Origin of the sequence: Nonomuraea rubra (genome assembly GCF_014207985.1) — a bacterium.
Classification (GTDB): Bacteria; Actinomycetota; Actinomycetes; order Streptosporangiales; family Streptosporangiaceae; genus Nonomuraea; species Nonomuraea rubra.
This window is the reverse complement of sequence record NZ_JACHMI010000001.1, coordinates 8455224-8475449: the sequence shown is the minus strand read 5'-3', so window position 1 is coordinate 8475449 and position 20226 is coordinate 8455224. Positions and strand designations below refer to the sequence as shown.

Sequence of the window (20226 nt, the reverse complement as noted above, 5' to 3'; positions counted from 1 at the left end):
TTTGTGCACTACGGTGGTCGCATGTCTGATCGCACCACTTCGAGCATCACCATCGGCGCCCCGCAGGCCGACGTGATGGCGGTCATCGCGGACTTCCCCTCGTATCCGGAATGGGCCGGGCAGGTCAAGAGCGCCGAGGTGCTCAGCGCCGACGCCGACGGCAGGCCGCAGAGGGTGCGGTTCGTCCTGGACGCCGGCCCGATCAGCGACACCTACACCCTCGCCTACACCTGGGAGGGCGACAGCGTGCGCTGGCAGGTGGCCGAGCCGGGGAAGATGGTCTCCGACCTCCGGGGGAGTTACCGGCTCGCCGGCGCGGGCAGTGGCACCGAGGTGACGTACGAGCTGACGGTCGATCTGAGCGTGCCCATGATCGGCCTGATCAAGCGCAAGGCGGAGAAGGTGATCGTGGACACCGCGCTGAAGGGCCTCAAGAAGCGCGTCGAAGGGCGCTGAGTTGAGCCCGCGGGTCCTGCTCTTCACCGGCAAGGGAGGCGTCGGCAAGACGACGGCCGCCGCGGCCACCGCCACGCTCGCCGCCAGGCGCGGCCTCAAGACGCTCATCATCTCCACCGACACGGCGCACTCGCTGTCCGACGCGCTGGCCACGGGGCCGGGCGAGATCGCCCCGGGCCTGCACCTGCACCAGGTCGACACGCAGAAGACGCTGGAGCGCCACTGGGGCGAGCTGCAGGACTACGCCAGGGGAGTGCTGACCGAGCTGGGCCTCGACCAGATCACCTCCGAGGAGATCACCGTCCTGCCGGGCGCGGAAGAGGTCATCGCCCTGCTGGAGCTGCGCGAGCACGCCCGCGAGGGCCGCTGGGACGTGATCGTGGTCGACTGCGCGCCCACCGCCGAGACGCTGCGCCTGCTGGCCCTGCCCGAGGCGCTCGACTGGCACGTCAACCGGCTCATGCCGGTCGGCCGCAAGCTGGTGCGGCTCGTCGCGCCGTTCGTGCGCGGCGTGGCCCGCGTGAGCGCCCCCGGCGAGGACGTGCTGAGCGCGGGGGAGCGGTTCCACCGCGGCCTGATGGAGGTGCGCGAGCTGCTCACCGGCGACCACGCCTCCGTGCGGCTGGTGCTCACCCCCGAGTCGGTGGTGCTCGCCGAGGCCAGGCGCACCCTGACCTCGCTCAGCCTGTACGGCTACCGCGTCGACGCCGTCATCGCCAACCGGGTCTTCCCCGGCGAGGGCGCCGACGAGTGGCGCGCCCGCTGGGTGGAGGCGCAGTCCCGGCTGCTGGCCGAGGCTGAGCAGTCGTTCGCGCCGCTGCCCGTCCACGTCGTGCCGTACCTGCCCGCCGAGCCCGTCGGCAAGGACGCCCTGGCCGGGCTGGGCGCGGCGATGTACGGCGAGTCCGACCCGTTCGCCGCCCACGCCGTCGAGCCGCCGCTGCGGATGAGCGCCGACGAGCTGACGCTGGCCCTGCCCGGCGCCGATCGCGGCGACGTCGACCTGGCCCGCAAGGGCGACGAGCTGATCGTCACCGCGGGGCCGTACCGCAGGATCCTGGCGCTGCCGGCGGCGCTGGCCCGCAGGAGGATCAGCGGGGCGGAGCTGCGCGACGGCGTGCTGCGCGTGCGCTGGGCGGCCGGCGACGGCCCGCCCGGGGGCGGGGGGTCCGCACTACGGTTCGGCTCGGGGAGCGAATCCGCGACCTGAAGAGTTGAACATGGAGGAGCGACCCATACGCCAGGGAGGGCCAAGATGACCGAGAGCCAGGACAGAGATCCCATCGGGACCGTCGCCGACGAGGCGCGCAAGCTGTTCGATTCGATCCAGGGGCGGGCCACCCGCCAGGTGGGCAGGAGCGTGTTCAACTCCTTCACCGGCGGCGGCCGCAGGGAGCGGGACGTGTGGGAGGAAGCCGTCTCCGAGCCCCACGACGAGTACATCTGCCGCGCCTGCCCCGTCTGCCGGGCGATCGCGGCGCAGCGGGAGTCGGGCGGCGACGTGACCGGGCACCTGATGGCCGCGGGCGGCGAGCTGTTCGCCGCCTTCAGGGGCGCGCTCGACGCGCTGAGCAGGCCCGCGCCCCGCACCAGCCGGCCGCGGGAGGACCGTGACGACGACCGCGGCGACGGCGTGGAACACATAGATCTGAACTAGGGAGACACGGGGCATGCTCACGATCGGTGTCGACATCGGCGGAACGAAGGTGGCCGCCGGTGTGGTCGACGACAATGGCGAGATCGTCGAACACACGCTCAGGCCCACCGCCGCGGACCGTCCCGACGTGGTCGCCGAGACGGTGGCCGACGTCGTACGCGAGCTGTCCAGGGACAGGGCGATCGAGGCCGTCGGCGTCGGCGCGGCCGGCTTCGTGGACGAGACCAGGTCCGTCATCCGCTTCGCCCCCAACCTCGCCTGGCGGGAGGAGCCGCTGCAGAAGAAGATCAGCGGCCTGGTCGGCCTGCCGGTCGTCGTGGAGAACGACGCCAACGCCATGGCCTGGGGCGAGACCCGGTTCGGCGCGGGCAGGGGCCAGTCGCACGTGGTCTGCCTGACGCTCGGCACCGGCATCGGCGGCGGCATCGTCATCGACGGCGCGCTCTACCGGGGCCGCTGGGGCATGGGCGCCGAGCTGGGCCACATGCAGGTGCTGCCCGGCGGGCGGCTGTGCGGCTGCGGCAACATCGGCTGCTTCGAGCAGTACGCCAGCGGCCAGGCCCTGGTCAAGGACGCCAGGGAGATCGCCGAGGCGGAGCCGGAGCGGGCCCGCATCCTGCTGGGCCTGGCCGGGGGCAAGATCGAGGGTGAGGAGGTGACCGAGGCCGCGCGGCAGGGCGACGAGGCCTCGCTGGCCGCCTTCCACAGCCTGGCCGACTGGCTCGGGCAGGGCATGGCCGACCTGGCCGCCGTGCTCGACCCCGGCTGCTTCATCGTCGGCGGCGGTGTGTCCCGCGCGGCCGACCTGTTCATCGACCGGGCCAGGCAGGCGTTCGCCGAGCGGCTCACCGGCCGCGGGCACCGGCCGCTCGCCGAGATCAGGCTGGCCGAGCTGGGCGCCTCCGCGGGCGTGGTGGGTGCCGCCGATCTGGCCAGGCAGCGCTGAGCCGCGCACGTGACGATCAGGGTCGCCACGTACAACCTGCACGGGCTGCGCGACAGCGTGCCCGCGCTGACCAGGGTCATCACGGCGGCCCGGGCCGACGTGCTGTGCGTGCAGGAGGCGCCCAGGTTCGGCCGCTGGCGGGCCAGGCGCGCGGCGCTGGCCGCCGCCGCGGGCCTGGCCGTGGCGACGCCGGACAGGGCGGGGGGAGTGGCCGTTCTCGTCGGGCGGCGCGCCCGCGTGCTGCACGCGGAGAGCCACCGGCTGCGCGCGTTCCTCGGCCTGGAACGGCGCGCGCTGGCCGTCGCCGTGGTGCAGGCCGAGGGCGCCAGGCTGGCCGTCGGCTCGCTCCACCTGGACCTCAGCGACCCCGCCAGGATGCACCACGCGGCCGAGGCCGTGGCGCTGCTGGAGGACGTGGCGGCCAGGCACGGCGCCGCCGTCGTGCTCGCCGGTGACGTCAACGAGCATCCCCACCGGCCCGCCTGGCGCTATCTGGCGGGGCGGCTGTCCGACTGTTACGCGGTGGCGCCCAAGGGCGAGGGGCTGACGTTCCCCGCCGCGAGGCCGTCCGCGCGGATCGACGGGGTGTTCGCCGCGCGCGGGACGCACGTCGTGTCGTGCGGCGGAGTGGACGCCGCGATCGCCGATCTGACCGGGGCGAGCGACCATCTCCCGGTGGTCGCGGAGTTGCGAGTTGGGCACTAGCGGGCATGTCAGGCTCTCCAGCCCGTAGCATTTCCTTCATGACCCGTCGCTCTCAGCGGCGTGCGCTCTCCTTGATCTTGGCGACGTTCGTGGCCTGGACGCAGGTCACGCCCGCCGCGCATGCCGATCCCCGCCCCACGCAGATCGAGGCGTGGCAGCAGTCGACCAGCGTGCGCCTCCAGGCGGACGGCTCGCTCTCCGACGTGCTGGCGATCTCGCCGAGCGACGTGTGGGCGGTGGGCCAGCAGGAGATCTGGGACGTCTGGAAGAACCGCGGCACCATCCGCCACTGGAACGGCAGCAGGTGGGCCGAGGTCGGCATCCGCGACAACACGGCGGCGGGCAACCTGCGCGGCCTGGCCGCCGCCTCGCCGTCGGACGTGTGGGCCGTGGGCGACGGCCACGACGGCCTGCCGTACCTGGCGCACGGCGACACGGCCGGGTTCGACCGGGTCAGGCCGCCCGCCCTGCGGGCCGGCGACTGGCTGGGCGGCATCGACGCCAAGTCGGGCAAGGTCGTGGCGGTCGGCAGCCGCGAGAGGAACGGCCTGATCCTCACCGGCCAGGGCAACTCCTGGACCGCGCAGGAGACCAAGGAGAAGGGCGCCCTGTACGCGGTGTCCGGCGGCTTCGCGGTCGGCGACACCGGCACCGAGCCGCTGATCGTGCACCTGTCGGGCGGCTCGTGGAAGTCCATGCCGCTGCCCGACATCCCCGGCGGCTACCTGCGCGACGTGCAGGTCGACAGCTCCAAGCGGGCGCTGGCCGTCGGAGGCGTCTACCGCGGCCCCGGCGACATCTCGCCGCTCGCCCTGGCCTGGAACGGCAAGCGGTGGCGGGAGCTGCGCCTGCCCCGCTCCGAGGCTCGGCTGTACGGCGTTACCGGCGACGGCAAGGGGCGTTACTGGATGACCGGTTACGACCCCGCGCGGGCGGCCGAGCCGTTCATGCTGCGCTGCGAGAAGGCCGCGTGCGAGACGATCAGGGGCGGCACGCAGAAGGGCAGGAGCAGCGTACGGCTGCAGGCGGTGGCGTACCTGGCGGGCAAGAGCACGGTCTGGGCGGTCGGCCACGCGGTGGACACCAGGGACCGCTACACCGACGTGGTGGAGTCGTTCGCGCCCAGGACCACCACGTCGAAGTCGTAGGCACGCTCAGAGTACGGCGCCGTCGTCCCAGCCGGAGTCGTTGGGCGGCCCGTCGCCCATGCGGACCACCAGCGCCACGAACCCCCCGATGAACGCCGCCACCGCGGTGAACAGCGCCCAGCCCTCCATGTGCCAGCTCGCCATGGCGGCGACCAGCAGGTAGGCGGGGCCGCCGAACAGCGCCACCCACGCCAGCTTGGTCGGCAGGTCGAGCTTGGGCAGCGGAGGGGGCGGCGGAGGCTCGAAGTGGCCCTCGTCCTCTTCCTCCCCGTCCTGGCCGGCGTCCGAGCGTTCCAGCGGGTCGTCGTCGAGGACGGTGCCGGTCGCGGGCTCCTCCTCCGGGGGTTTGACCACCCGGCGGGTCGGCTCGGCAGGCACGTTCTCGCTGTCGGGCCATGGCTGATCGGCCGAGTCGCGCTCGGCCGTGTCGTTGAAGGACGCGACGATCTGCCGCCAGACCTCGTCCTCGTCACTCTGGGGCGTCACCTAGATGGGCCTCTCCGCAGCGATCGCGACTTCCCCCTGGGTGCGATCAGTCCCTCTGCAAGGGTACCGAGGCATGTGTCCGGATGAAGTCGAGGCTCCCGGCAAAGATCCTGTCGGCATCGTTGTCAAGCGTCGCAACATGGTAGCTATCGGTAAGCTCCTCGATCGTGGCCTGCGGGACCTTCGCGCGTATGATCGCGACACTCGTCGGCTTCACCACGTGGTCCTCCACGCTGTGGAAGACCAGCAGCGGCTGTGTCACCTTCGCCAGGTCGGCCTGCACCAGCGACCAGAGCCCGGGCAGCGAGGCCGCCGCCTTGACCGGGGTGCGGGTGTAGGCCAGCTCGCGCGCGCCGGGCTTCTTGACGTCGTTGGCGACGCCGGGCACCGACGGCACGAACCATTTGAGCAGCGGAGCCAGCTTCAGCAACGGCACGTCGTTGGCGATCGACGGGTTGACCACCATAACGCCTGAGATCGCCGGGCCGTGCACCTCGGCCAGCCGCAGCGCCAGGCAGCCGCCCAGCGACAGCCCCGCCACGAACACCTCCGCGCACCTGCCCTGGAGGTCGGCGAATGCCTTCTCCACCTCGGCGTACCAGTCCTCCCAGCGCGTCCTGTTCATCTCCTGCCACCTGGTGCCGTGCCCGGGCTGGCGGGGGAGCGAAACGCTGACCCCGTGCCCGGCCAGGTATTCACCCCACGGCCGCAGGGACTGCGGCGTGCCGGTGAACCCGTGACACAGCAGCACGCCGATCTGGCCTGCTTCGTGGTGATAGGGCTCTGCGCCTGGCATGAGCGGCATAACAGCTCCTCTGTGCCGTTTCATTCCGGCAATTTCCGCCGGAACGGCCCGATCGTCGCATGTTCCGGGGTATTTGTGCGAGAGCTGATGTAGGAGCATGGCCGTCGAGGTGGGAAGATGACTCTGCCCGCTGCTGACAATGCCCGCCGACGAGAAGTGCGCAGGAAGAGGTGCCAGGGTGTTCTACTGGGTGGTCAAGGCCATCTTGGGGCCGTTCCTCCACCTCATCTTCAGGCCGTGGACCGAGGGCGCGGAGAACGTGCCCAAGGAGGGGCCCGCGATCCTGGCCGGCAACCACCTGTCCTTCGCCGACCACTTCTTCGGCCCGCTGCAGATCCGGCGCAAGGTCATCTCGCTCGGCAAGGCCGACTACTTCACCGGGCGGGGGATCAAGGGCTTCTTCACCCGGCTGTTCTTCAGCGGCGTCGGCACCGTGCCGATCGACCGCTCCGGCGGCAAGGCCAGCGAGGCCGCCCTGCGCACCGGGCTGCGCGTGCTGCGCGAGGGGCACATCCTGGGCATCTACCCCGAGGGCACCCGCACCCCTGACGGCCGCCTCTACAAGGGCAAGACCGGCGTGGCCAGGCTCGCCCTGGAGTCGCGGGTGCCGGTGATCCCGTGGGCGATGATCAACACGTACGAGATGATGCCGCCCGGGCGGGTGCTGCCCAAGCTGGGCATCAAGCCGGGCGTGCGGTTCGGCAAGCCGCTCGACTTCTCCCGCTACTACGGCATGGAGGACGACCGGCTGGTGCTGCGCGCGGTGACCGACGAGATCATGTACGCGCTGATGGAGCTGTCGGGCCAGGAGTACGTCGACAAGTACGCCGCCAGCGCCCGCGTCGAGATGGAACGCGCCGCGCGCGCCGCGGCCGCGGCCTCCGGCGGCAAGAGCGAGTGATCGCGGGGTCAGGCGGACGACCGTAAGGCCTCTTCCGTCCTGCGCATGGCGCTCGTCATCGCGCGCAGCTCCTCCCGGCTGAGCCGGTCGATCAGGAAGGCGCGCACGACCTCCAGGTGACCGGGGGCCACCTGCTCCAGGCACCGCGCGCCCTTCTCCGTCAGCACCGCCAGCACGCCGCGCTCGTCGGACGGGCACGTCGCCCGCTCGACCAGCCCCGCCTTCTCCAGCTGGTTGATCTGGTACGTCAGCGCGCTCTTCGACACCACGACGTCCCTGGCCAGCTCCGTCATGCGCATCTGGCGGCCGGGGGACTCCGACAGGACCACCAGGATCTCGTACTGCGGGTGCGTGAGGCCGGCGGCGGCCTTGAGCTGCTCCTCGATGCGCCGCTCGAGCAGGTGGGAGGTGGACACGAAGGCGCGCCAGGCCGCCATCTCGGTCGCGTCCAGCCATCGGATGTCCGTCACCGATTCAGTGTACTGTCGTTCGAATTTGAACAAATCACTGCTAGAGTCGTTGTTCAAATCTGAACAACCATCGAGGAGTTCCGCATGGTGGATCAGGCGCGTCCCTTCGCCCTGCTGCTGGCGAGGGTCGCCATCGGGGTGATCTTCCTGGTGCACGGCTATCAGAAGTTCGCGACGATGGGGATCGCGGGCACGACCAAGTTCTTCGAGTCCGTCGGCATCCCGCTGGCCGGCCTGGCCGCTCCGGCGGTGGCCGTGCTGGAGGTCGCCGGCGGCCTGGCGCTGATCCTCGGCGCCGCGCTGCCGATCGCCGGCACGCTGCTCGCCCTCGACATGCTCGGGGCGATCGCCTTCGTGCACGGGGGCAACGGGCTGGCCGGTGAGGGGGGCTACGAGTTCGTGCTGGCGCTGGCCGCGGCCAGCCTGGCCGTCGGGTTCACCGGGGGCGGGGCGCTGGCGCTCGACCGCGTCCTGCTCCGCCGCCGCAGCCCCGCCACGGCGACCGCCTGACGCGCCCGCCCTGCGGTTCAGGCCGGCCGCGCGGACCCGCCCTGCGGTTCAGGCCGGCCGCGCGGACCCGCCCTGCGGTTCAGGCCGGCCGCGCGGACCCGCCCGGCGGCTCAGGTCAGGCGGGCGCGGATCCGCCTGGCGGGTCAGGTCAGGTGCGTGCGGATCCGCCTGGCGGGTCAGGTCAGGTGCGTGCGGATCTGCCTGATGTGCTCCGGCGTCGTACGGCAGCAGCCGCCGATCAGCGACACGCCCGCCCGCTGCCACTCCTGGGCGGCCCGGCCGTACTCGACCGGGTCGGCCAGGCCCGTCCAGCGGCGGGCGGCGGCGTCCCACGACTCGCCCGAGTTGGGGTAGACCACCACGGGCAGGCCGCCCGACAGGCACCCGATGAGGCCGGGGATGTGGCGCGGCGCGGTGCAGTTCGCGCCGACGGCCACCACCTGCGGGTTCCCCGCGAACAGCGCCGCCGCCTCGCGGATCGGGGTGCCGTCGTTGAGCCGCTCGCCGTCGCGGCACGAGAAGCTCACCCACGCCTTCACCCCCGGCGTGCGGGCCAGCAGCGCGGCCAGCGCCCGCGCCTCGGCGAAGGACGGGATCGTCTCGCAGGCCAGCAGATCGGCCCCGGCCGCGGCCAGGATCTCCCAGCGCGGCAGGTGCCAGGCGTACAGGCCGTCCTCGTCGAGGTCGTAGTCGCCGGTGTACTCGGCGCCGTTGGCCAGATAGGCGCCGTACGGGCCCACGGAGGCCGCCACCAGCCCGTGCCCCGCCTCGTCCCGGGCCTGGGCGGCCAGCTCCACCGACAGCCGGATCAGCCGCTCGGCCTCGACCGCGTCCAGCCCGCGCCGCGCGAACCCCGGCAGCGTCGCCTGATAGCTCGCCGTCGTCGCCACGTCGGCGCCCGCCGCGAAGTAGTCCGCGTGCACGCGCCGGATCAGCGCCGGCTCCTCCAGCAGCGGCCGCGCCGACCACAGCGCGTCGCTGAGATCCGCGCCGAGCTCCTCGAGCCGCGTCGCCAGCCCGCCGTCCAGGACCAGTGTCGTCACTTATCCAGCGTACGGGGCCGCCGGAAAGGCACGGATGACGTGGTCGAGCATGGCGGGGGTGTCCTCCGGCGCGTCGATCGTGAAGTCCGCCCGGCGCGCCAGCTCGTCGCCCGTCTCCCCGTTGGCCACCGCCACCCTGACGCCCAGGAACGCCGGATCCCGCTCCTCCCGCCCGCGCAGCACGTCGAACGCCCGGCCGTCGGACAGGTCGTCGCCGAAGTACCAGGCCCGGGTGAGGGTCTCGGCCTCGCGCTCGACGACGGTGCCCTTGTCGCACTCGATTGGGGGTCTGAGCTCGACGACCATGCGCCCGTACTGCTCCCGCAGGCCCAGCTCGGCGGCCTTGGCCGAGGCCCATCGCTCCACCGCGCCGCGCAACGACGGCACCGCGCGGTAGTGCAGCGCCACCAGCAGCGCCTTGTCCTCCACCAGCACCTCGCCGGGCAGGTCGCGGGCGGCGTCGGCGGCCACCCGGCCGATCACGGGGGCCCAGGCGCCGGCCTCGGCCGCCGTACGCACCCGGCCGTCCACGACGCTCTGCATGCCGTACAGGCCGAACAGGCTCACGTGCGGCACGTCCGCGAACCGGTCGCGCAGGAACGCGGCCGGGCGGGCCGAGACGACGGCCACCCTGCCGACCAGCTCCGCCAGCACCCGCAGCCGCTCCACCGCGCCGGCCACCGGGAGGACGGCGGCGGGATCTCGCATGATGGGGGCGATCGTGCCGTCGAAGTCGAAGAAGAAACCGGACTTCGTGCTCTCCGAGACCGTGGCGGACACCGCTTCCGTGAAGCGGAGCGGGGCGCGAGGGGTCGCCATGCTCAGTGACTGTAGAACAGCCGGACCGGATCGGACAGACGCCCGCACGCCATGCGTTTCGGTCCCTGGGGGAGTGCGGGGCGAGGGGTGGGGCAGAACGTGCGCGGGGGGCTTGTGAGCAGGGGTGAGCTTGCGCGGTTCAGGGGCCGGGCTTGCGCTCTCACGGGGTGGGGCTTGCGCGGGATGCTCTCACGGGGTGGGGGCTGGGAGGGCGGCGGCGCGGGCGAGTGCAGGGTGGTCCAGCACGATCACCTCGCCGGTGCCGATCTCGATCAGGCCCCGGCGTTCGAACGCCCGCAGGGCCCGGTTCACGCTCACCCTGGTCGCCCCGATCTCGGCACCCAGACCGGCCTGCCCGCCGTGCAGCGGCACCCGTCCGGTGGCGCAGCGGCGTACCAGCCAGGTCGCCACCCGCGACGGCACGTCCCGCACCGACGCGTCGAGGAGCCGCTCGTCGAGGTCCCGCACGGTCGTGGCGAGCGTGCGCAGCAGCCGCGCCGCCACGGACGGCTCCGCGCCGACGACCTCCAGCACGGCGGCCCGCGGCAGGTACGCCACCTCCACCGCCGTCAGCGCCGTGCACGTGGCGCGATGGGGCCCGTCCACCAGCAGGGCCGTCTTGTCGAAGGCCACCGGCGCCTCCTCGACGGCCAGCACCACCTCCCGGCCCTCCGCGCTCACCCGCGCCGCCCGCACCCGCCCGGCCAGCAGCACGATCAGATGGTCGGCCGGATCCCCCTCCGTGCACAGCACCTGCCCGGCCGGATACCTCCGCCGCCGCGCCGCCAGCCCGCGCAGCCGCTCCTCACCGAGCCCGCCGAACATGGGCAAATCGGCCAGCGTGTACGTCATGTATCCCGTGATACACCACGCCCGTGCCTCGCGATGCTGAGCGCGGTGGTGGCCGGGGCCTAGCGTGCGGGGGCATGGCGAGATACGTGTTGCAACTGGCCTTCGACGGCGATCCCCGGCGGCTCGCGGCCCGCCCGGCGCATCGGGAGCATCTGCGGCGGCTCAAGGAGCGGGGGCTGCTGGTGACCGCCGGGCCGTGGGCGGATGACAGCGGGGCGATGCATGTCTATGAGGTGGCGGACGAGGCCGAGTTGCGGGCGATCCTCCGGGAGGATCCGTACACGGCGGTGGACGGCTACGAGATCGTGCTGCTGAGGGAGTGGACCCCGCTCATGTGACGCCCGAGCGCCGCCACCGCACTGTGGCGGCGGCGGCGCACCCCGCGGGGCCGTGGGCGGTCAGGCGCGCTTCCAGAAGGGGCCGCGTCGCTGGCCGCCGGCAGGGCCGGGTGCCGGAGACGGGGAGCTGCCGCCGGTGAGGGCGGTCAGCACCTCGACGGCGCGATCGTGCAGCGCCTGGGCGTCCGCGCCGGGCCGCTCGGCGCCCTCCAGCTCGCGGGCCAGCGTCTCCAGGTCCTCGTTCCCGCCGAGGAAGGCTGCCAGGGCCGCCAGCCGGGTGCCCAGGTCCGCCAGGTACAGCAGGTCAGGCGCCGGGAGGGCCCTGAGCCGGTCGAGCTCGGCGACCAGCTGGGGCCGTACCGAGTCGAGCCGGTGAGCCGGCCGCGCGCCCGGCCTGCCCCAGCGGCCCCCGCCGGGAGCGGCCGGAGCGGGCATCGGCGGCCCGCCGGGCGTGGCCGGCCGCGGCGCCCCGCCATAAGCCGGTCCTCCACCGCCAGGCCCGCCACCAGGACCGCTGGGACCGCCATCACCACCGAGACCGCCGGGACCGCCGAAGGCGGGGCCGCCCTCCTGGGCGCCGCCGCCCACGAACCCCTGGTCCAGGTCGGCCTGGCTGAGCCCGGGCGCGGGCATCCGCATCCGGGGTGCCGCCATGGGGGCGGCGGCCAGCATCATGCCGGTCGCGAACGTGCCCGGCGCCGGCGCCGCGCTGGGCAGCTCCCAGCCGCTCGGCGGCTCGACCGGCTGGATGACGCGGTGCTCGGGCCCCTCGCCGGCGACCTGCCTGGTGTCGACGGCCACGTACGCGGTGAACCGGCAGAGCACGCCGTACTCCAGCGACGTCCGCACGATGCGCGACTCCAGGTCGTGCTCGCCCATGGCGTACCGGTCCTCCAGCTCGCGCAGGTGCGCCCGCGCCCACACCGCGCGGATGGCCGGATGGTCCGCGGTCACGCCGGGCACCCGCTCCTCCCACGGCGTGCCCGCCGCCGTCCCGCGCACCGTGACCGAGGAGCCCTCGCGGTAACGCCCGTACGCGCGCAGCGGCACGCCGGGGAAGATCGAGCCCAGGTGGGTGACGGTGCCGGGCTCGACGTCGAGGTCCTTGAGAGACAGGTCGGTCACCAGGGGGGCGCCGATCCTGCGGTGGATGGCGTCCATGGCGGCGTCGAGCCGGTCCTCCGACTCGACCAGCTCGCACCGCCCGGCGCCGAGCCCGGCCAGCCGGCCGAGGAACCCGGCGTTCACGGCCCGGTCGATGCCGACCGTGTGCACGCGCATGGCCGACAGCGCGCCGCCCGCCTGCTCCAGGATCTGGTCCTCGTTGCCCACCTGGCCGTCGGTGACCAGCACCACGACGCGTTCGCGTCCGCTCTGGGCGCCGCCCAGCAGGGCGGTGGCCTGGCGCAGCGGTTCGAGCAGCTCGGTGCCGCCGCGGGCGTCCACCCTGGCCAGGTGCTCGACCGCGCGGTACCGGTTGCGGTCGGACGCCTCCACCAGCCCCTCGAACGCCTGCTCCACCACCGAGTCGAACGTCAGCACCGCGAACCTGTCCTGCGGCGTCAGCGTGTCGACGATGCGCGCGGCGGCCCGGCGGGCGCAGACCATCTTCCAGCCGCCCATGCTGCCCGAACGGTCGAGCAGCAGCACCAGGTCGCGCGGTGTCCGGGTGGACTCGAGCGGCGGGGGCAGCACGGTGAGCGCGAACGTTCCCCGGCCGTCGAGCTGCAACGCCGTGGAGGCGTCGAACGACAGCCGGAGCACGAAGTCCCGGTCGAGCCGCTCGCCGGGGCGCAGCCGTACGGTGTGGCCCGCCTCTCCCTCGGCCTCCTCGACCACGTGCAGGCTGGAGGCCAGCTCGCGCAGCTCCAGCCCGGCCGCGTCCACGGTGGCGGACAGCGACAGCCGGACGGGGTTGGGGAAGCCGGGCAGCAGGACCGGCGGGCTGATCCTCGACGCGTCGGGCACGGCGTCGGTGTCGGGAGCCGTGCCGTCACCGGCCGGCGGGCCGTCGATCGGGCTGCCCGGGATGTAGCGCGGCGCCACGACCAGCGGGAACCTGAACGTGGCCGCTCCGTCCTCGTACGGCAGGGGCTGGCTCATCGTGAGCTTCACCGAGACGCGCTCGCCGGGCAGGATGTTGCCCACCCTGATCGTGAACACGTCCGGCCGGTCCTCCTCGGCGATCGCCGCCCGCCTGCCCTCGCGCAGCGCCCGGTCGTAGTCCGCCCTGGCCTGGCCGCGCTCCTTCAGCACGCCCTCGATGACCCGGTCGTCGGCCTCCATCCGGAAGCCGGTGACGGCCGCCCTGCCGGGCAGCGGGAAGACGTACGTGGCCTCGAGCGTGACGTCGAACGGGTTCCTGAAGCCCTGCGTGACCTCCACACCGGCGATCAGGCCGGAGATGTCCGCGGTCACGTCCACGCTCTCCAGCGGCAGGTTGCCGCGCTCGGTCAGCAGCGCGCCGAACCCGGCGTCCGGCACCGGCAGGCACCGTGCGGGCTCCAGCGAAGTGATCCTCATATCAGCTCCCTCTCTTCGAGCACCGCGAGCAGCGGCCGCGCCGCCGCCAGCACCGCCTGTACGTCCTCGTCGGACGGCGCCCGGCCCGCGTCCAGCACGAGCCGCACCCCTTCCGCCAGCCTGACCCCCGTCACCACCCCACCACGGGCCCCGCCCGCCCTGCCTTCCTCGGCGGCCCCGACACGCCCCTGACCGTCGCCGGCCATGCTTTCCTCGGCCGCTCGGACACGTCCCTGACCGGCCCCGCGTGCCTCGGCGGCCCGGACACGTCCTTGCTCAACGCCGCCCCGCGTCGCCGTGTCGCTGGTAGGCACCGTGCCAGGCCCGTGCGCGGGGTGCTCGCGGCGCGGTGCGTGCGCCTCCTGAGGCGGGTGTGCGCTCGGCGATGTGCCGGGCACGGGTGTTTGTGCGCCGGGCGCTGCTTCGCGAGCGTGTGCCGCGCGGCTGCCAGGACGCTCGGCCCAGAACCGGTCCCGCACGGGCTCGCCACCACCGGCCGCTCCCGCGTGTGCTCCAGCGGCCCGCGCACCGTCGGCCGCCGCAGGCACGTGACCGGTCGCGTCCGGGTGGTGGGCGGGCGGTGGGGACTCCAGGTGGGCCGCCGCCTCCAGCATCCGGTCCGTGGCTCCCGTCAGCGCCGCCTGGATCTCCGCGATCGATCGCCCGGCCGCCTGCAAGCGCTTCACGGCGACGAGCTGCAGCAGGTGCCGCCGCCCGTACCTGGCCACCCGGCCGCGCCGGGTGAGCGGCGGGTCCACCAGGCCGATCGTCGTGTACCACCTGATCAGCCGTTCGCCCGGCACGTCGCGGACCCGCCCGTTGGGCGGTGACGGCGCGCCGGCGCGCAGGGCGCGTGCCGCGTGCTCGGCCAGCTCGCCGATCGTCCAGGTGGTGTCACTCATACCCCCACAATGACACTGTCACTATTACACTGTCAATGACGTCGAGACCCGGAAGATCTGACTCCCCGATTTCGTTCTTGAATGTGTAAATTCCGACCGTAGGGGAGGAAACAGACATGGCTACCATCACCGGCCCGCTCTCGGGCGACGCCAGGAACACCGTCGCGGAGGCCCTGCAGGGCGCTCTGGTCGACCTCATCGATCTGTCGCTGGTCGCCAAGCAGGCACACTGGAACCTCATCGGCACCCACTTCCGCTCCATCCACCTCCAGCTCGACGAGGTCGTCGCGCTGGCCAGAACGCACATGGACACCATCGCCGAGCGTGCCGTCGCCCTCGGGGTGAACCCGGACGGCCGCGCCGCCACGGTCTCCCGCTCCAGCAGGCTCCAGCAGCCGGAGAGCGGCTGGATCGAGGACGGGAAGGTGCTGGCGACGATCACCGACGTTCTCGACGGCATCAGCAAGCGCATGTACGAGCGCATCCGGGCCACCGACGAGGCCGACCCCGTCACCCAGGACCTGCTGATCGCCGTGGCGCAGGAGATCGACAAGCAGCACTGGATGTTCCAGGCGCAGCGCTGACCCATCGCGAAGAGAGCCCGGGCCCCGAGCCCGGGCTTTCGCATGTCCCGGACACCGCGGCATGGCGCCGGGCACCGACGTGTCCGTTCCCGCCACGGTGCTGTCACCGGCGCTCGGCTCCGCCGATAGGACGGGACGCGGCGGTACCCGGTCTCACCGTCACCGACCGTCATGAGGCGGCAGGTCGCCGGTCCGCGTACCGCCCCCAGCTGTACGGAACGTCACCGCGCACGGACCGCCCGGCGAACGGAAGCCGGGGTTTGCGCAGAGTTTGATGTCGCGAGTCCCTGCCATTCATGTCGGTGCGGTCGACTAGCGTGGCACCTAGAGGGAGGCCCCACGATGTCGCGCAAGACTCTCCTCCGCACGGGCCCGCTCGTGCCGGGCGGCGTCAGCCCGTACGGTCCGCTCGGCCTGGCAGGCACGGGCGGCCTGGCGCTGCCCCCAGGGTTCACCGGCCGGGTCGTGGCCCGCTCTGGGCAGAAGGTCGCCGGCCTGACCTGGCACGCCGCCCCCGACGGTGGCGCCTGCTTCCCCGACGGCGACGGCTGGATCTACGTCAGCAACTCCGAGCTGCCCCTGCTCGGCGGCGCCTCGGCGCTGCGGTTCCGGGCCGACGGCAGCATCGGCGACGCGTACCGCATCCTGTCGGGCACCGACCTCAACTGCGCCGGCGGCGCCACGCCGTGGCACAGCTGGCTGTCGTGCGAGCTCGGCCACCGGGGCCGCGTCTTCGAGTGCGACCCCTACGGTGCCCGCGCCGCCCGGCCCCGGCTGGCCATGGGGCGGTTCAAGCACGAGGCCGCCGCCTGCGACCCCGAGCGGCACGTGATCTACATGACGGAGGACGAGCCCGACGGCTGCTTCTACCGGTTCCGGCCGAGCGACTGGGGCGACCTGACGGAGGGCACGCTGGAGGTGCTGTGCGCCTCGGGGCACTGGCAGGCGGTGCCCTCGCCGGCCGCCCTGCTCAAGGAGGCCCGCCACCAGGTCGAGGACGCCCGTCACTTCGACGGCGGCGACGGCTGCCACTATGCCGGAGGGGTGTGTTACTTCACCACGAAGGGCGACACCCGCCTGTGGGCGTACGACGCGCAGACCTCGACCCTCGACCGGCTCTGCGAGGGCGTGCGCGCCATCACCGCCGCCCCCTCCGGCGATCTGTACGTCGCCAGGGAGCGCCCCGAGATCGACGTCATCGCGCCCGACCGGGCGGTGACGCCGTTCCTCAGGCTGGAGGGGCACGACGGGGCCGAGCTGACCGGGCTGGCCTTCTCGCCCGACGGCGAGCGGCTCTACTTCTCGGCCAGGCGCGGCCGCACCGAGGGGCACACGTTCGAGGTGAGCGGCCCCTTCCGCACCTGACCGCGGTCAGGGCGCCCCCATATCCGTGGTCAGCTCAGGTAGCGGACCAGCATGAGCTTGAGCTCGTTGACGAGCTCGGCCGACCGCTCGGGCGCCGATGAGGTGATCATCGGCATCACCGCCTTCACCGTGGCCAGCGCCATGGTCCCGGTCAGCAGCGCCCGTTCCTCCGGCAGCCCGGGGGAGCGGCGGCGCAGCATGGCCGCGAGGTGTCCCGCGATGTCCTCGTGCAGCCGCTGCGACGCCGCCGCGAGCTGGTCGCCGGTCGCCGAGCCGTACAGCAGCGACCAGTACGCGGGCGACGCGCTCTTGAACCGCACGCTCTCGTCCACGAGCTGCCCCACCAGCGTCTCCAGGGGCACCTCCGGCGTGACGCCGGCCAGCCGGGCGGCCCAGAACTCCTGCCGGTCCACCGTGTAGCGGGCCACCAGCCCGTCCAGGATCTCCTCCTTGTTCCTGAAGAACTGGTACAGCGACCCCGGCGACACCCCCGCCCGCGCGGCGACCTGGTTCGTGGTCATCTCCGGGTAGCCGACCTCGGCGATCACCAGCTCGGCGGCGTCGAGGATCTCCGCCATGCGCTTGAGGCCGCGCGCCTGCCGGCGGACCGTGCGTTCAGCCATGGGTCTCCTCGTTGACAAATACGAGCATTTACTTGTATTTCTGGGTCCGGAAGTAAAACACGAGCAGTTTACCGACTTTCGGGGAGATCTCATGGTGACCACCCGCGCCCGCCCCGCCCGCCAGGACACGGCGGGCCCGCCGCTGCGCAGGCTGGGCTTCCTGCTCGTCCGCCGCCGCCGGCTCGTGCTCGCGCTGGCCCTGGTCCTGCTGATCGGCGCCGGCGTGCTGGCGGCGGGGGCGGCCTCCGGGCTGTCGCTGGCCAGGTTCGAGGCGCCCGGATCGGAGTCGGACCGGGCGCAGGCCGAGCTGGAGGAACGGTTCGGCACCGGCAGCCCCGACATGATCTTCCTGGTGACGGCGCGGAGCGGCACCGTGGACGATCCCGCCGTCGAGGCGGCGGGCAGGGAGCTGACCGAGCGCGCCGGCCGCTACGAGGGCGTGGCCGATGCCGCCTCGTACTGGACCCGGGGCAGGCCCGCCACCCTGCGCAGCCAGGACGGCAGGCACGCGCTGATCGTCGTGCGCATCCCGGGGGACGCCGACCACGTGCGCGCCGGGGTGCTGCCCGGCCTCGTCCCCGAGATCACCAGGGGCACAGACCTGCTGCAGGTGCGGGCCGGCGGCGGGGAGGAGGTGTTCAGGGAGACGGTGCCGCTGGCCAGGCAGGACTTCGTCCGGGCCGAGCTGGTCATCTTCCCGCTGGCGTTCGTGCTGCTCTGGCTCTACCAGCGGCGCGCCATGGCGGCCCTGGTGCCGATCCTGGCCGGCGTGTACGCCATGGTGATCGGCCTGGCGCTGCTCGGCGGCGTCCTGCTGTTCGCCGAGATCTCCACCTTCGCCCTCAACCTGACCCTGGCCATGGGCCTGGGCCTGGGCATCGACTACTGCCTGTTCGTCATCCAGCGCTTCCGCGAGGAGACGCGGCGCGGGGCGGACCGGGCCGCCGCGGTCGCCGGGGCGGTCGAGCACGCGGGCCGGACGGTGCTGTTCAGCGGCCTGACCGTGGCCTCATCGCTGGCCGTCCTGTTCGCGCTGCCGTTCGACTTCCTGCGCTCCTTCGCCTACGCCGGGATCGCGGTCGTGCTGGGCGGCCTGGTGGCGGCCGTGATCGTGCTGCCCGCCGTGCTGGCCGCGATCGGCGGCACGTTCCTGCCCAAGCGGGACAGGCCCGAGCGGGCGGACGGCTTCTGGCACGCCCTGGCCACCCGGGTGATGCGCCGGCCGCTGGTGTCCGGCGGGCTGGCCACGGTGCTGCTGCTCGTGCTCGCCTCACCGTTCCTGGGCCTGCGTTTCGGCGTGGCCGACGACCGCATCCTGCCGCCGGAGGCCTCCTCCCGCCAGACGCAGGAGGTCATCCGCCAGACTTTCCCCGCCGAGGAGACCGACGCCATCCAGCTCGTCTCCAGGGACGCGTCCGCGGGCGACGTCTCCGGGTACGCCGCGAGCCTGTCCAGGCTGCCCGGCGTCGCCCAGGTGGACTCGGCGGCCGGCTCGTACGCGGGCGGCACCCGCGTGGGCGACGGCGACCGGGCCAGGTTCCAGGGGCAGGGCACGTGGTTGTCCGTGGTCCCGTCCGCGGCGGCGCTGGCCGACGACCCCGTACGCCTGGTCGAGGCCGTACGCGCGGTGCCGCCGCCCTTCGAGGTGCTGGTCGGCGGCTACCCGGCCGAGCTGTCCGACTACCGCTCCTCCGTGGTGGACCGGCTGCCCCTGGTGCTGGCGCTCATGCTGGGCGTGACGTTCGCCGTCCTGTTCCTCATGACCAGGAGCGTGATCATCCCGATCAAGGCGACCCTCCTGAACGTCCTCAGCCTCGGCGTGATGTTCGGCGCCATCGTCTGGATCTTCCAGGACGGCAACCTGTCGGGCCTGCTCGGCTTCACCCCGACGGGCACGCTCGACCCGAGCATCCCGATCCTGATGCTCTGCGTGGCCTACGGGCTGTCGATGGACTACGAGGTCTTCCTGCTCTCCCGGATCAAGGAGGAGTACGACAGGACGGGCGACACCGAGTCGGCCGTGGCCACGGGCCTGCAGGCGGGGGCGCCGCTGATCACGGCGGCCGGCGGGATCCTGGCGCTGACGTTCGCCGCGTACGCCACGGCGTCGGTGACGTTCGTGCAGATGCTGGGCGTCGGCATGGCGGTGGCCGTGCTGGTGGACGCCACCGTGATCAGGGCGGTGCTGGTGCCCAGCCTGATGCGCCTGGCCGGGCCGCTCAACTGGTGGCCTAGAGGTCGCGCGACCACAGCTGCTCGGTGACCTCGACCCCGTTCTCCACCCCCTTCTCCTCCGAGTCCAGCTCGAACCCGGCCGCCTGGTAGATGCGCCGCGCGCTCGCCAGGCAGTCGCGGGTCCACAACACGATCCGCTTGTACCCCTCGGCCCGCGCGTGCCGCAGGCACTCGTCCACGAGCCGCCGCCCGATGCCCAGCCCCCGGGCGGACGGCTCGACGAGCAACATCCGCAGCTTGGCCGTCGTGTCGTCCTGGCGCACGCAGAACACGCACCCGGCCCGTTCCCCGTCGACCTCGGCGATCCAGCCGGCGTCGCGCGAGAAGTCGAGATCGCCCACGATCCTGGCGACGAGCTGCTCGAACTCGGTGCCCCAGCCGTACTCGGCGCTGTAGAGCGTGCCGTGCCGGTAGACGACCCAGCCCAGGTCGCCGGTGTGCGGCGGCCTGATCACGTACGGGGCGCGTTCCCGCCCGCCGTCCAGCGCCCGCCTGATCGCGGCCATGCCGGACACCAGCCGCTCCTGGTCCGCCTCGGGCAGGCGGCCGAGCAGCGTACCGATCTCCTCGGACGAGCGCCGGTCGAGCGCCGCGAACACCTCGGCCCCCGCCGGGGTGAGCCCGACGAGCTGCTTGCGCGCGTCGGCCGCCGAGCGCTCGCGGGTGACCAGCCCGTCGCCCTCGAAGCGGGCCAGGATCCGGCTGAGGTAGCCCGCGTCCAGGCCGAGCAGCCCGCGCAGCTCGCCGGTCTCCATGCGCTCGGAGTGCGCCAGCTCGAACAGCACCCTGGCCTCGGTCAGCGAGTACGGCGAGTCGAGCATCCCTGCCTGGAGCGCGCCGATCACCTTCGTATAGAAC

22 protein-coding genes are annotated in these 20226 nt (G+C 73.0%); 12 read left to right on the top strand and 10 right to left on the bottom strand.

Annotated elements, in window-relative coordinates:
- Positions 1–21 precede the first annotated feature (21 nt).
- The 6 genes from HD593_RS38520 to HD593_RS38495 are packed head-to-tail and all read left to right on the top strand — an operon-like array spanning position 22 to position 4912.
- On the top strand, positions 22–456 hold the full coding sequence (locus HD593_RS38520) for an SRPBCC family protein (protein WP_185106863.1): 435 nt from the start codon (positions 22–24) through the stop codon (positions 454–456).
- 1 nt (position 457) lies between these two features.
- Positions 458–1666 (top strand): ArsA family ATPase, encoded by a 1209-nt coding sequence (locus tag HD593_RS38515; protein ID WP_185106861.1) that lies wholly within the window; start codon positions 458–460, stop codon positions 1664–1666.
- Positions 1667–1711: 45 nt separating this feature from the next.
- A complete protein-coding gene (locus tag HD593_RS38510) occupies positions 1712–2113 on the top strand; it encodes a DUF5304 family protein (protein ID WP_185106859.1) in 402 nt (133 codons plus the stop codon).
- A 13-nt stretch (positions 2114–2126) separates the two neighbouring features.
- Entirely contained in the window at positions 2127–3059 is a 933-nt protein-coding gene (locus HD593_RS38505; protein ID WP_185106857.1) for an ROK family glucokinase, read from the top strand.
- Between the two features lie 9 nt (positions 3060–3068).
- Positions 3069–3764, top strand: coding sequence for an endonuclease/exonuclease/phosphatase family protein (locus HD593_RS38500; protein ID WP_185106855.1), 696 nt, complete (start codon positions 3069–3071; stop codon positions 3762–3764).
- A 38-nt stretch (positions 3765–3802) separates the two neighbouring features.
- Positions 3803–4912: a hypothetical protein gene (locus HD593_RS38495; protein WP_246546935.1), complete on the top strand. Its 1110-nt coding sequence runs from the start codon at positions 3803–3805 to the stop codon at positions 4910–4912.
- 6 nt (positions 4913–4918) lie between these two features.
- On the opposite strand, the gene HD593_RS38490 is transcribed toward HD593_RS38495, so the two are convergent.
- Both HD593_RS38490 and HD593_RS38485 read right to left on the bottom strand, forming a co-directional pair.
- Positions 4919–5398, bottom strand: a complete 480-nt coding sequence (locus HD593_RS38490) for a hypothetical protein (RefSeq protein ID WP_185106853.1) — start codon at positions 5396–5398, stop codon at positions 4919–4921.
- 46 nt (positions 5399–5444) lie between these two features.
- Entirely contained in the window at positions 5445–6203 is a 759-nt protein-coding gene (locus HD593_RS38485; protein WP_185106851.1) for an alpha/beta hydrolase, read from the bottom strand.
- A gap of 178 nt (positions 6204–6381) precedes the next feature.
- Here HD593_RS38485 and HD593_RS38480 point away from each other — a divergent pair, with 178 nt between their 5' ends.
- Positions 6382–7104 carry a lysophospholipid acyltransferase family protein gene (locus HD593_RS38480; RefSeq protein ID WP_185106849.1) on the top strand — a complete coding sequence of 241 codons (723 nt, stop codon included), beginning with the start codon at positions 6382–6384 and terminating at the stop codon, positions 7102–7104.
- An 8-nt stretch (positions 7105–7112) separates the two neighbouring features.
- Here HD593_RS38480 and HD593_RS38475 read toward each other — a convergent pair whose 3' ends face one another.
- Entirely contained in the window at positions 7113–7574 is a 462-nt protein-coding gene (locus HD593_RS38475) for a MarR family winged helix-turn-helix transcriptional regulator (protein ID WP_185106848.1), read from the bottom strand.
- Between the two features lie 84 nt (positions 7575–7658).
- Here HD593_RS38475 and HD593_RS38470 point away from each other — a divergent pair, with 84 nt between their 5' ends.
- Complete coding sequence (locus HD593_RS38470) at positions 7659–8084, top strand: DoxX family protein (protein ID WP_185106846.1); 426 nt, start codon at positions 7659–7661, stop codon at positions 8082–8084.
- Between the two features lie 176 nt (positions 8085–8260).
- Here the strand turns inward: HD593_RS38470 and mmuM are convergent, their stop codons facing one another.
- The 3 genes from mmuM to HD593_RS38455 form a co-directional block, all read right to left on the bottom strand.
- On the bottom strand, positions 8261–9127 hold the full coding sequence (gene mmuM, locus HD593_RS38465) for a homocysteine S-methyltransferase (RefSeq protein ID WP_185106844.1): 867 nt from the start codon (positions 9125–9127) through the stop codon (positions 8261–8263).
- On the bottom strand, positions 9128–9946 hold the full coding sequence (gene otsB, locus HD593_RS38460) for a trehalose-phosphatase (protein WP_221525185.1): 819 nt from the start codon (positions 9944–9946) through the stop codon (positions 9128–9130).
- A gap of 189 nt (positions 9947–10135) precedes the next feature.
- Positions 10136–10798 carry a Crp/Fnr family transcriptional regulator gene (locus HD593_RS38455; RefSeq protein ID WP_185106842.1) on the bottom strand — a complete coding sequence of 221 codons (663 nt, stop codon included), beginning with the start codon at positions 10796–10798 and terminating at the stop codon, positions 10136–10138.
- A 74-nt stretch (positions 10799–10872) separates the two neighbouring features.
- On the opposite strand from HD593_RS38455, the gene HD593_RS38450 reads away from it, so the two are divergent.
- Positions 10873–11136, top strand: coding sequence for a YciI family protein (locus HD593_RS38450; RefSeq protein ID WP_185106840.1), 264 nt, complete (start codon positions 10873–10875; stop codon positions 11134–11136).
- Positions 11137–11196: 60 nt separating this feature from the next.
- Here the strand turns inward: HD593_RS38450 and HD593_RS38445 are convergent, their stop codons facing one another.
- Complete coding sequence (locus HD593_RS38445) at positions 11197–13659, bottom strand: VIT domain-containing protein (protein ID WP_185106839.1); 2463 nt, start codon at positions 13657–13659, stop codon at positions 11197–11199.
- A complete protein-coding gene (locus HD593_RS62300) occupies positions 13656–14561 on the bottom strand; it encodes a helix-turn-helix domain-containing protein (RefSeq protein WP_246546932.1) in 906 nt (301 codons plus the stop codon). The genes HD593_RS38445 and HD593_RS62300 overlap by 4 nt, the downstream gene beginning before the upstream one ends.
- A gap of 116 nt (positions 14562–14677) precedes the next feature.
- On the opposite strand from HD593_RS62300, the gene HD593_RS38435 reads away from it, so the two are divergent.
- Together HD593_RS38435 and HD593_RS38430 are read left to right on the top strand one after the other, a co-directional pair.
- Positions 14678–15145 (top strand): Dps family protein, encoded by a 468-nt coding sequence (locus HD593_RS38435; protein WP_185106837.1) that lies wholly within the window; start codon positions 14678–14680, stop codon positions 15143–15145.
- A gap of 342 nt (positions 15146–15487) precedes the next feature.
- The gene (locus HD593_RS38430) at positions 15488–16510 is read left to right on the top strand and encodes an alkaline phosphatase PhoX (RefSeq protein ID WP_185106835.1); all 1023 of its coding nucleotides are present in this window, start codon (positions 15488–15490) and stop codon (positions 16508–16510) included.
- A gap of 29 nt (positions 16511–16539) precedes the next feature.
- On the opposite strand, the gene HD593_RS38425 is transcribed toward HD593_RS38430, so the two are convergent.
- Positions 16540–17133 (bottom strand): TetR/AcrR family transcriptional regulator, encoded by a 594-nt coding sequence (locus HD593_RS38425; protein ID WP_185106833.1) that lies wholly within the window; start codon positions 17131–17133, stop codon positions 16540–16542.
- A gap of 91 nt (positions 17134–17224) precedes the next feature.
- Here HD593_RS38425 and HD593_RS38420 point away from each other — a divergent pair, with 91 nt between their 5' ends.
- Positions 17225–19396 (top strand): MMPL family transporter, encoded by a 2172-nt coding sequence (locus HD593_RS38420; RefSeq protein WP_185106831.1) that lies wholly within the window; start codon positions 17225–17227, stop codon positions 19394–19396.
- Here HD593_RS38420 and HD593_RS38415 read toward each other — a convergent pair.
- On the bottom strand, positions 19365–20213 hold the full coding sequence (locus tag HD593_RS38415; protein WP_312904009.1) for a bifunctional helix-turn-helix transcriptional regulator/GNAT family N-acetyltransferase: 849 nt from the start codon (positions 20211–20213) through the stop codon (positions 19365–19367). The genes HD593_RS38420 and HD593_RS38415 overlap by 32 nt on opposite strands.
- Positions 20214–20226 lie beyond the last annotated feature (13 nt).

Bases quoted from the DNA above. Each gene is read 5' to 3' on its own strand.
- otsB (WP_221525185.1), bottom strand. From the start codon at position 9,946: ATGGCGACCCCTCGCGCCCCGCTCCGCTTCACGGAAGCGGTGTCCGCC.
- HD593_RS62300 (WP_246546932.1), bottom strand. From the start codon at position 14,561: ATGAGTGACACCACCTGGACGATCGGCGAGCTGGCCGAGCACGCGGCA.
- HD593_RS38445 (WP_185106839.1), bottom strand. From the start codon at position 13,659: ATGAGGATCACTTCGCTGGAGCCCGCACGGTGCCTGCCGGTGCCGGAC.
- HD593_RS38430 (WP_185106835.1), top strand. From the start codon at position 15,488: ATGTCGCGCAAGACTCTCCTCCGCACGGGCCCGCTCGTGCCGGGCGGC.
- HD593_RS38505 (WP_185106857.1), top strand. From the start codon at position 2,127: ATGCTCACGATCGGTGTCGACATCGGCGGAACGAAGGTGGCCGCCGGT.
- HD593_RS38495 (WP_246546935.1), top strand. From the start codon at position 3,803: ATGACCCGTCGCTCTCAGCGGCGTGCGCTCTCCTTGATCTTGGCGACG.
- HD593_RS38485 (WP_185106851.1), bottom strand. From the start codon at position 6,203: ATGCCGCTCATGCCAGGCGCAGAGCCCTATCACCACGAAGCAGGCCAG.
- HD593_RS38450 (WP_185106840.1), top strand. From the start codon at position 10,873: ATGGCGAGATACGTGTTGCAACTGGCCTTCGACGGCGATCCCCGGCGG.
- HD593_RS38470 (WP_185106846.1), top strand. From the start codon at position 7,659: ATGGTGGATCAGGCGCGTCCCTTCGCCCTGCTGCTGGCGAGGGTCGCC.
- HD593_RS38420 (WP_185106831.1), top strand. From the start codon at position 17,225: ATGGTGACCACCCGCGCCCGCCCCGCCCGCCAGGACACGGCGGGCCCG.
- HD593_RS38425 (WP_185106833.1), bottom strand. From the start codon at position 17,133: ATGGCTGAACGCACGGTCCGCCGGCAGGCGCGCGGCCTCAAGCGCATG.
- HD593_RS38435 (WP_185106837.1), top strand. From the start codon at position 14,678: ATGGCTACCATCACCGGCCCGCTCTCGGGCGACGCCAGGAACACCGTC.
- HD593_RS38510 (WP_185106859.1), top strand. From the start codon at position 1,712: ATGACCGAGAGCCAGGACAGAGATCCCATCGGGACCGTCGCCGACGAG.
- HD593_RS38455 (WP_185106842.1), bottom strand. From the start codon at position 10,798: ATGACGTACACGCTGGCCGATTTGCCCATGTTCGGCGGGCTCGGTGAG.
- HD593_RS38520 (WP_185106863.1), top strand. From the start codon at position 22: ATGTCTGATCGCACCACTTCGAGCATCACCATCGGCGCCCCGCAGGCC.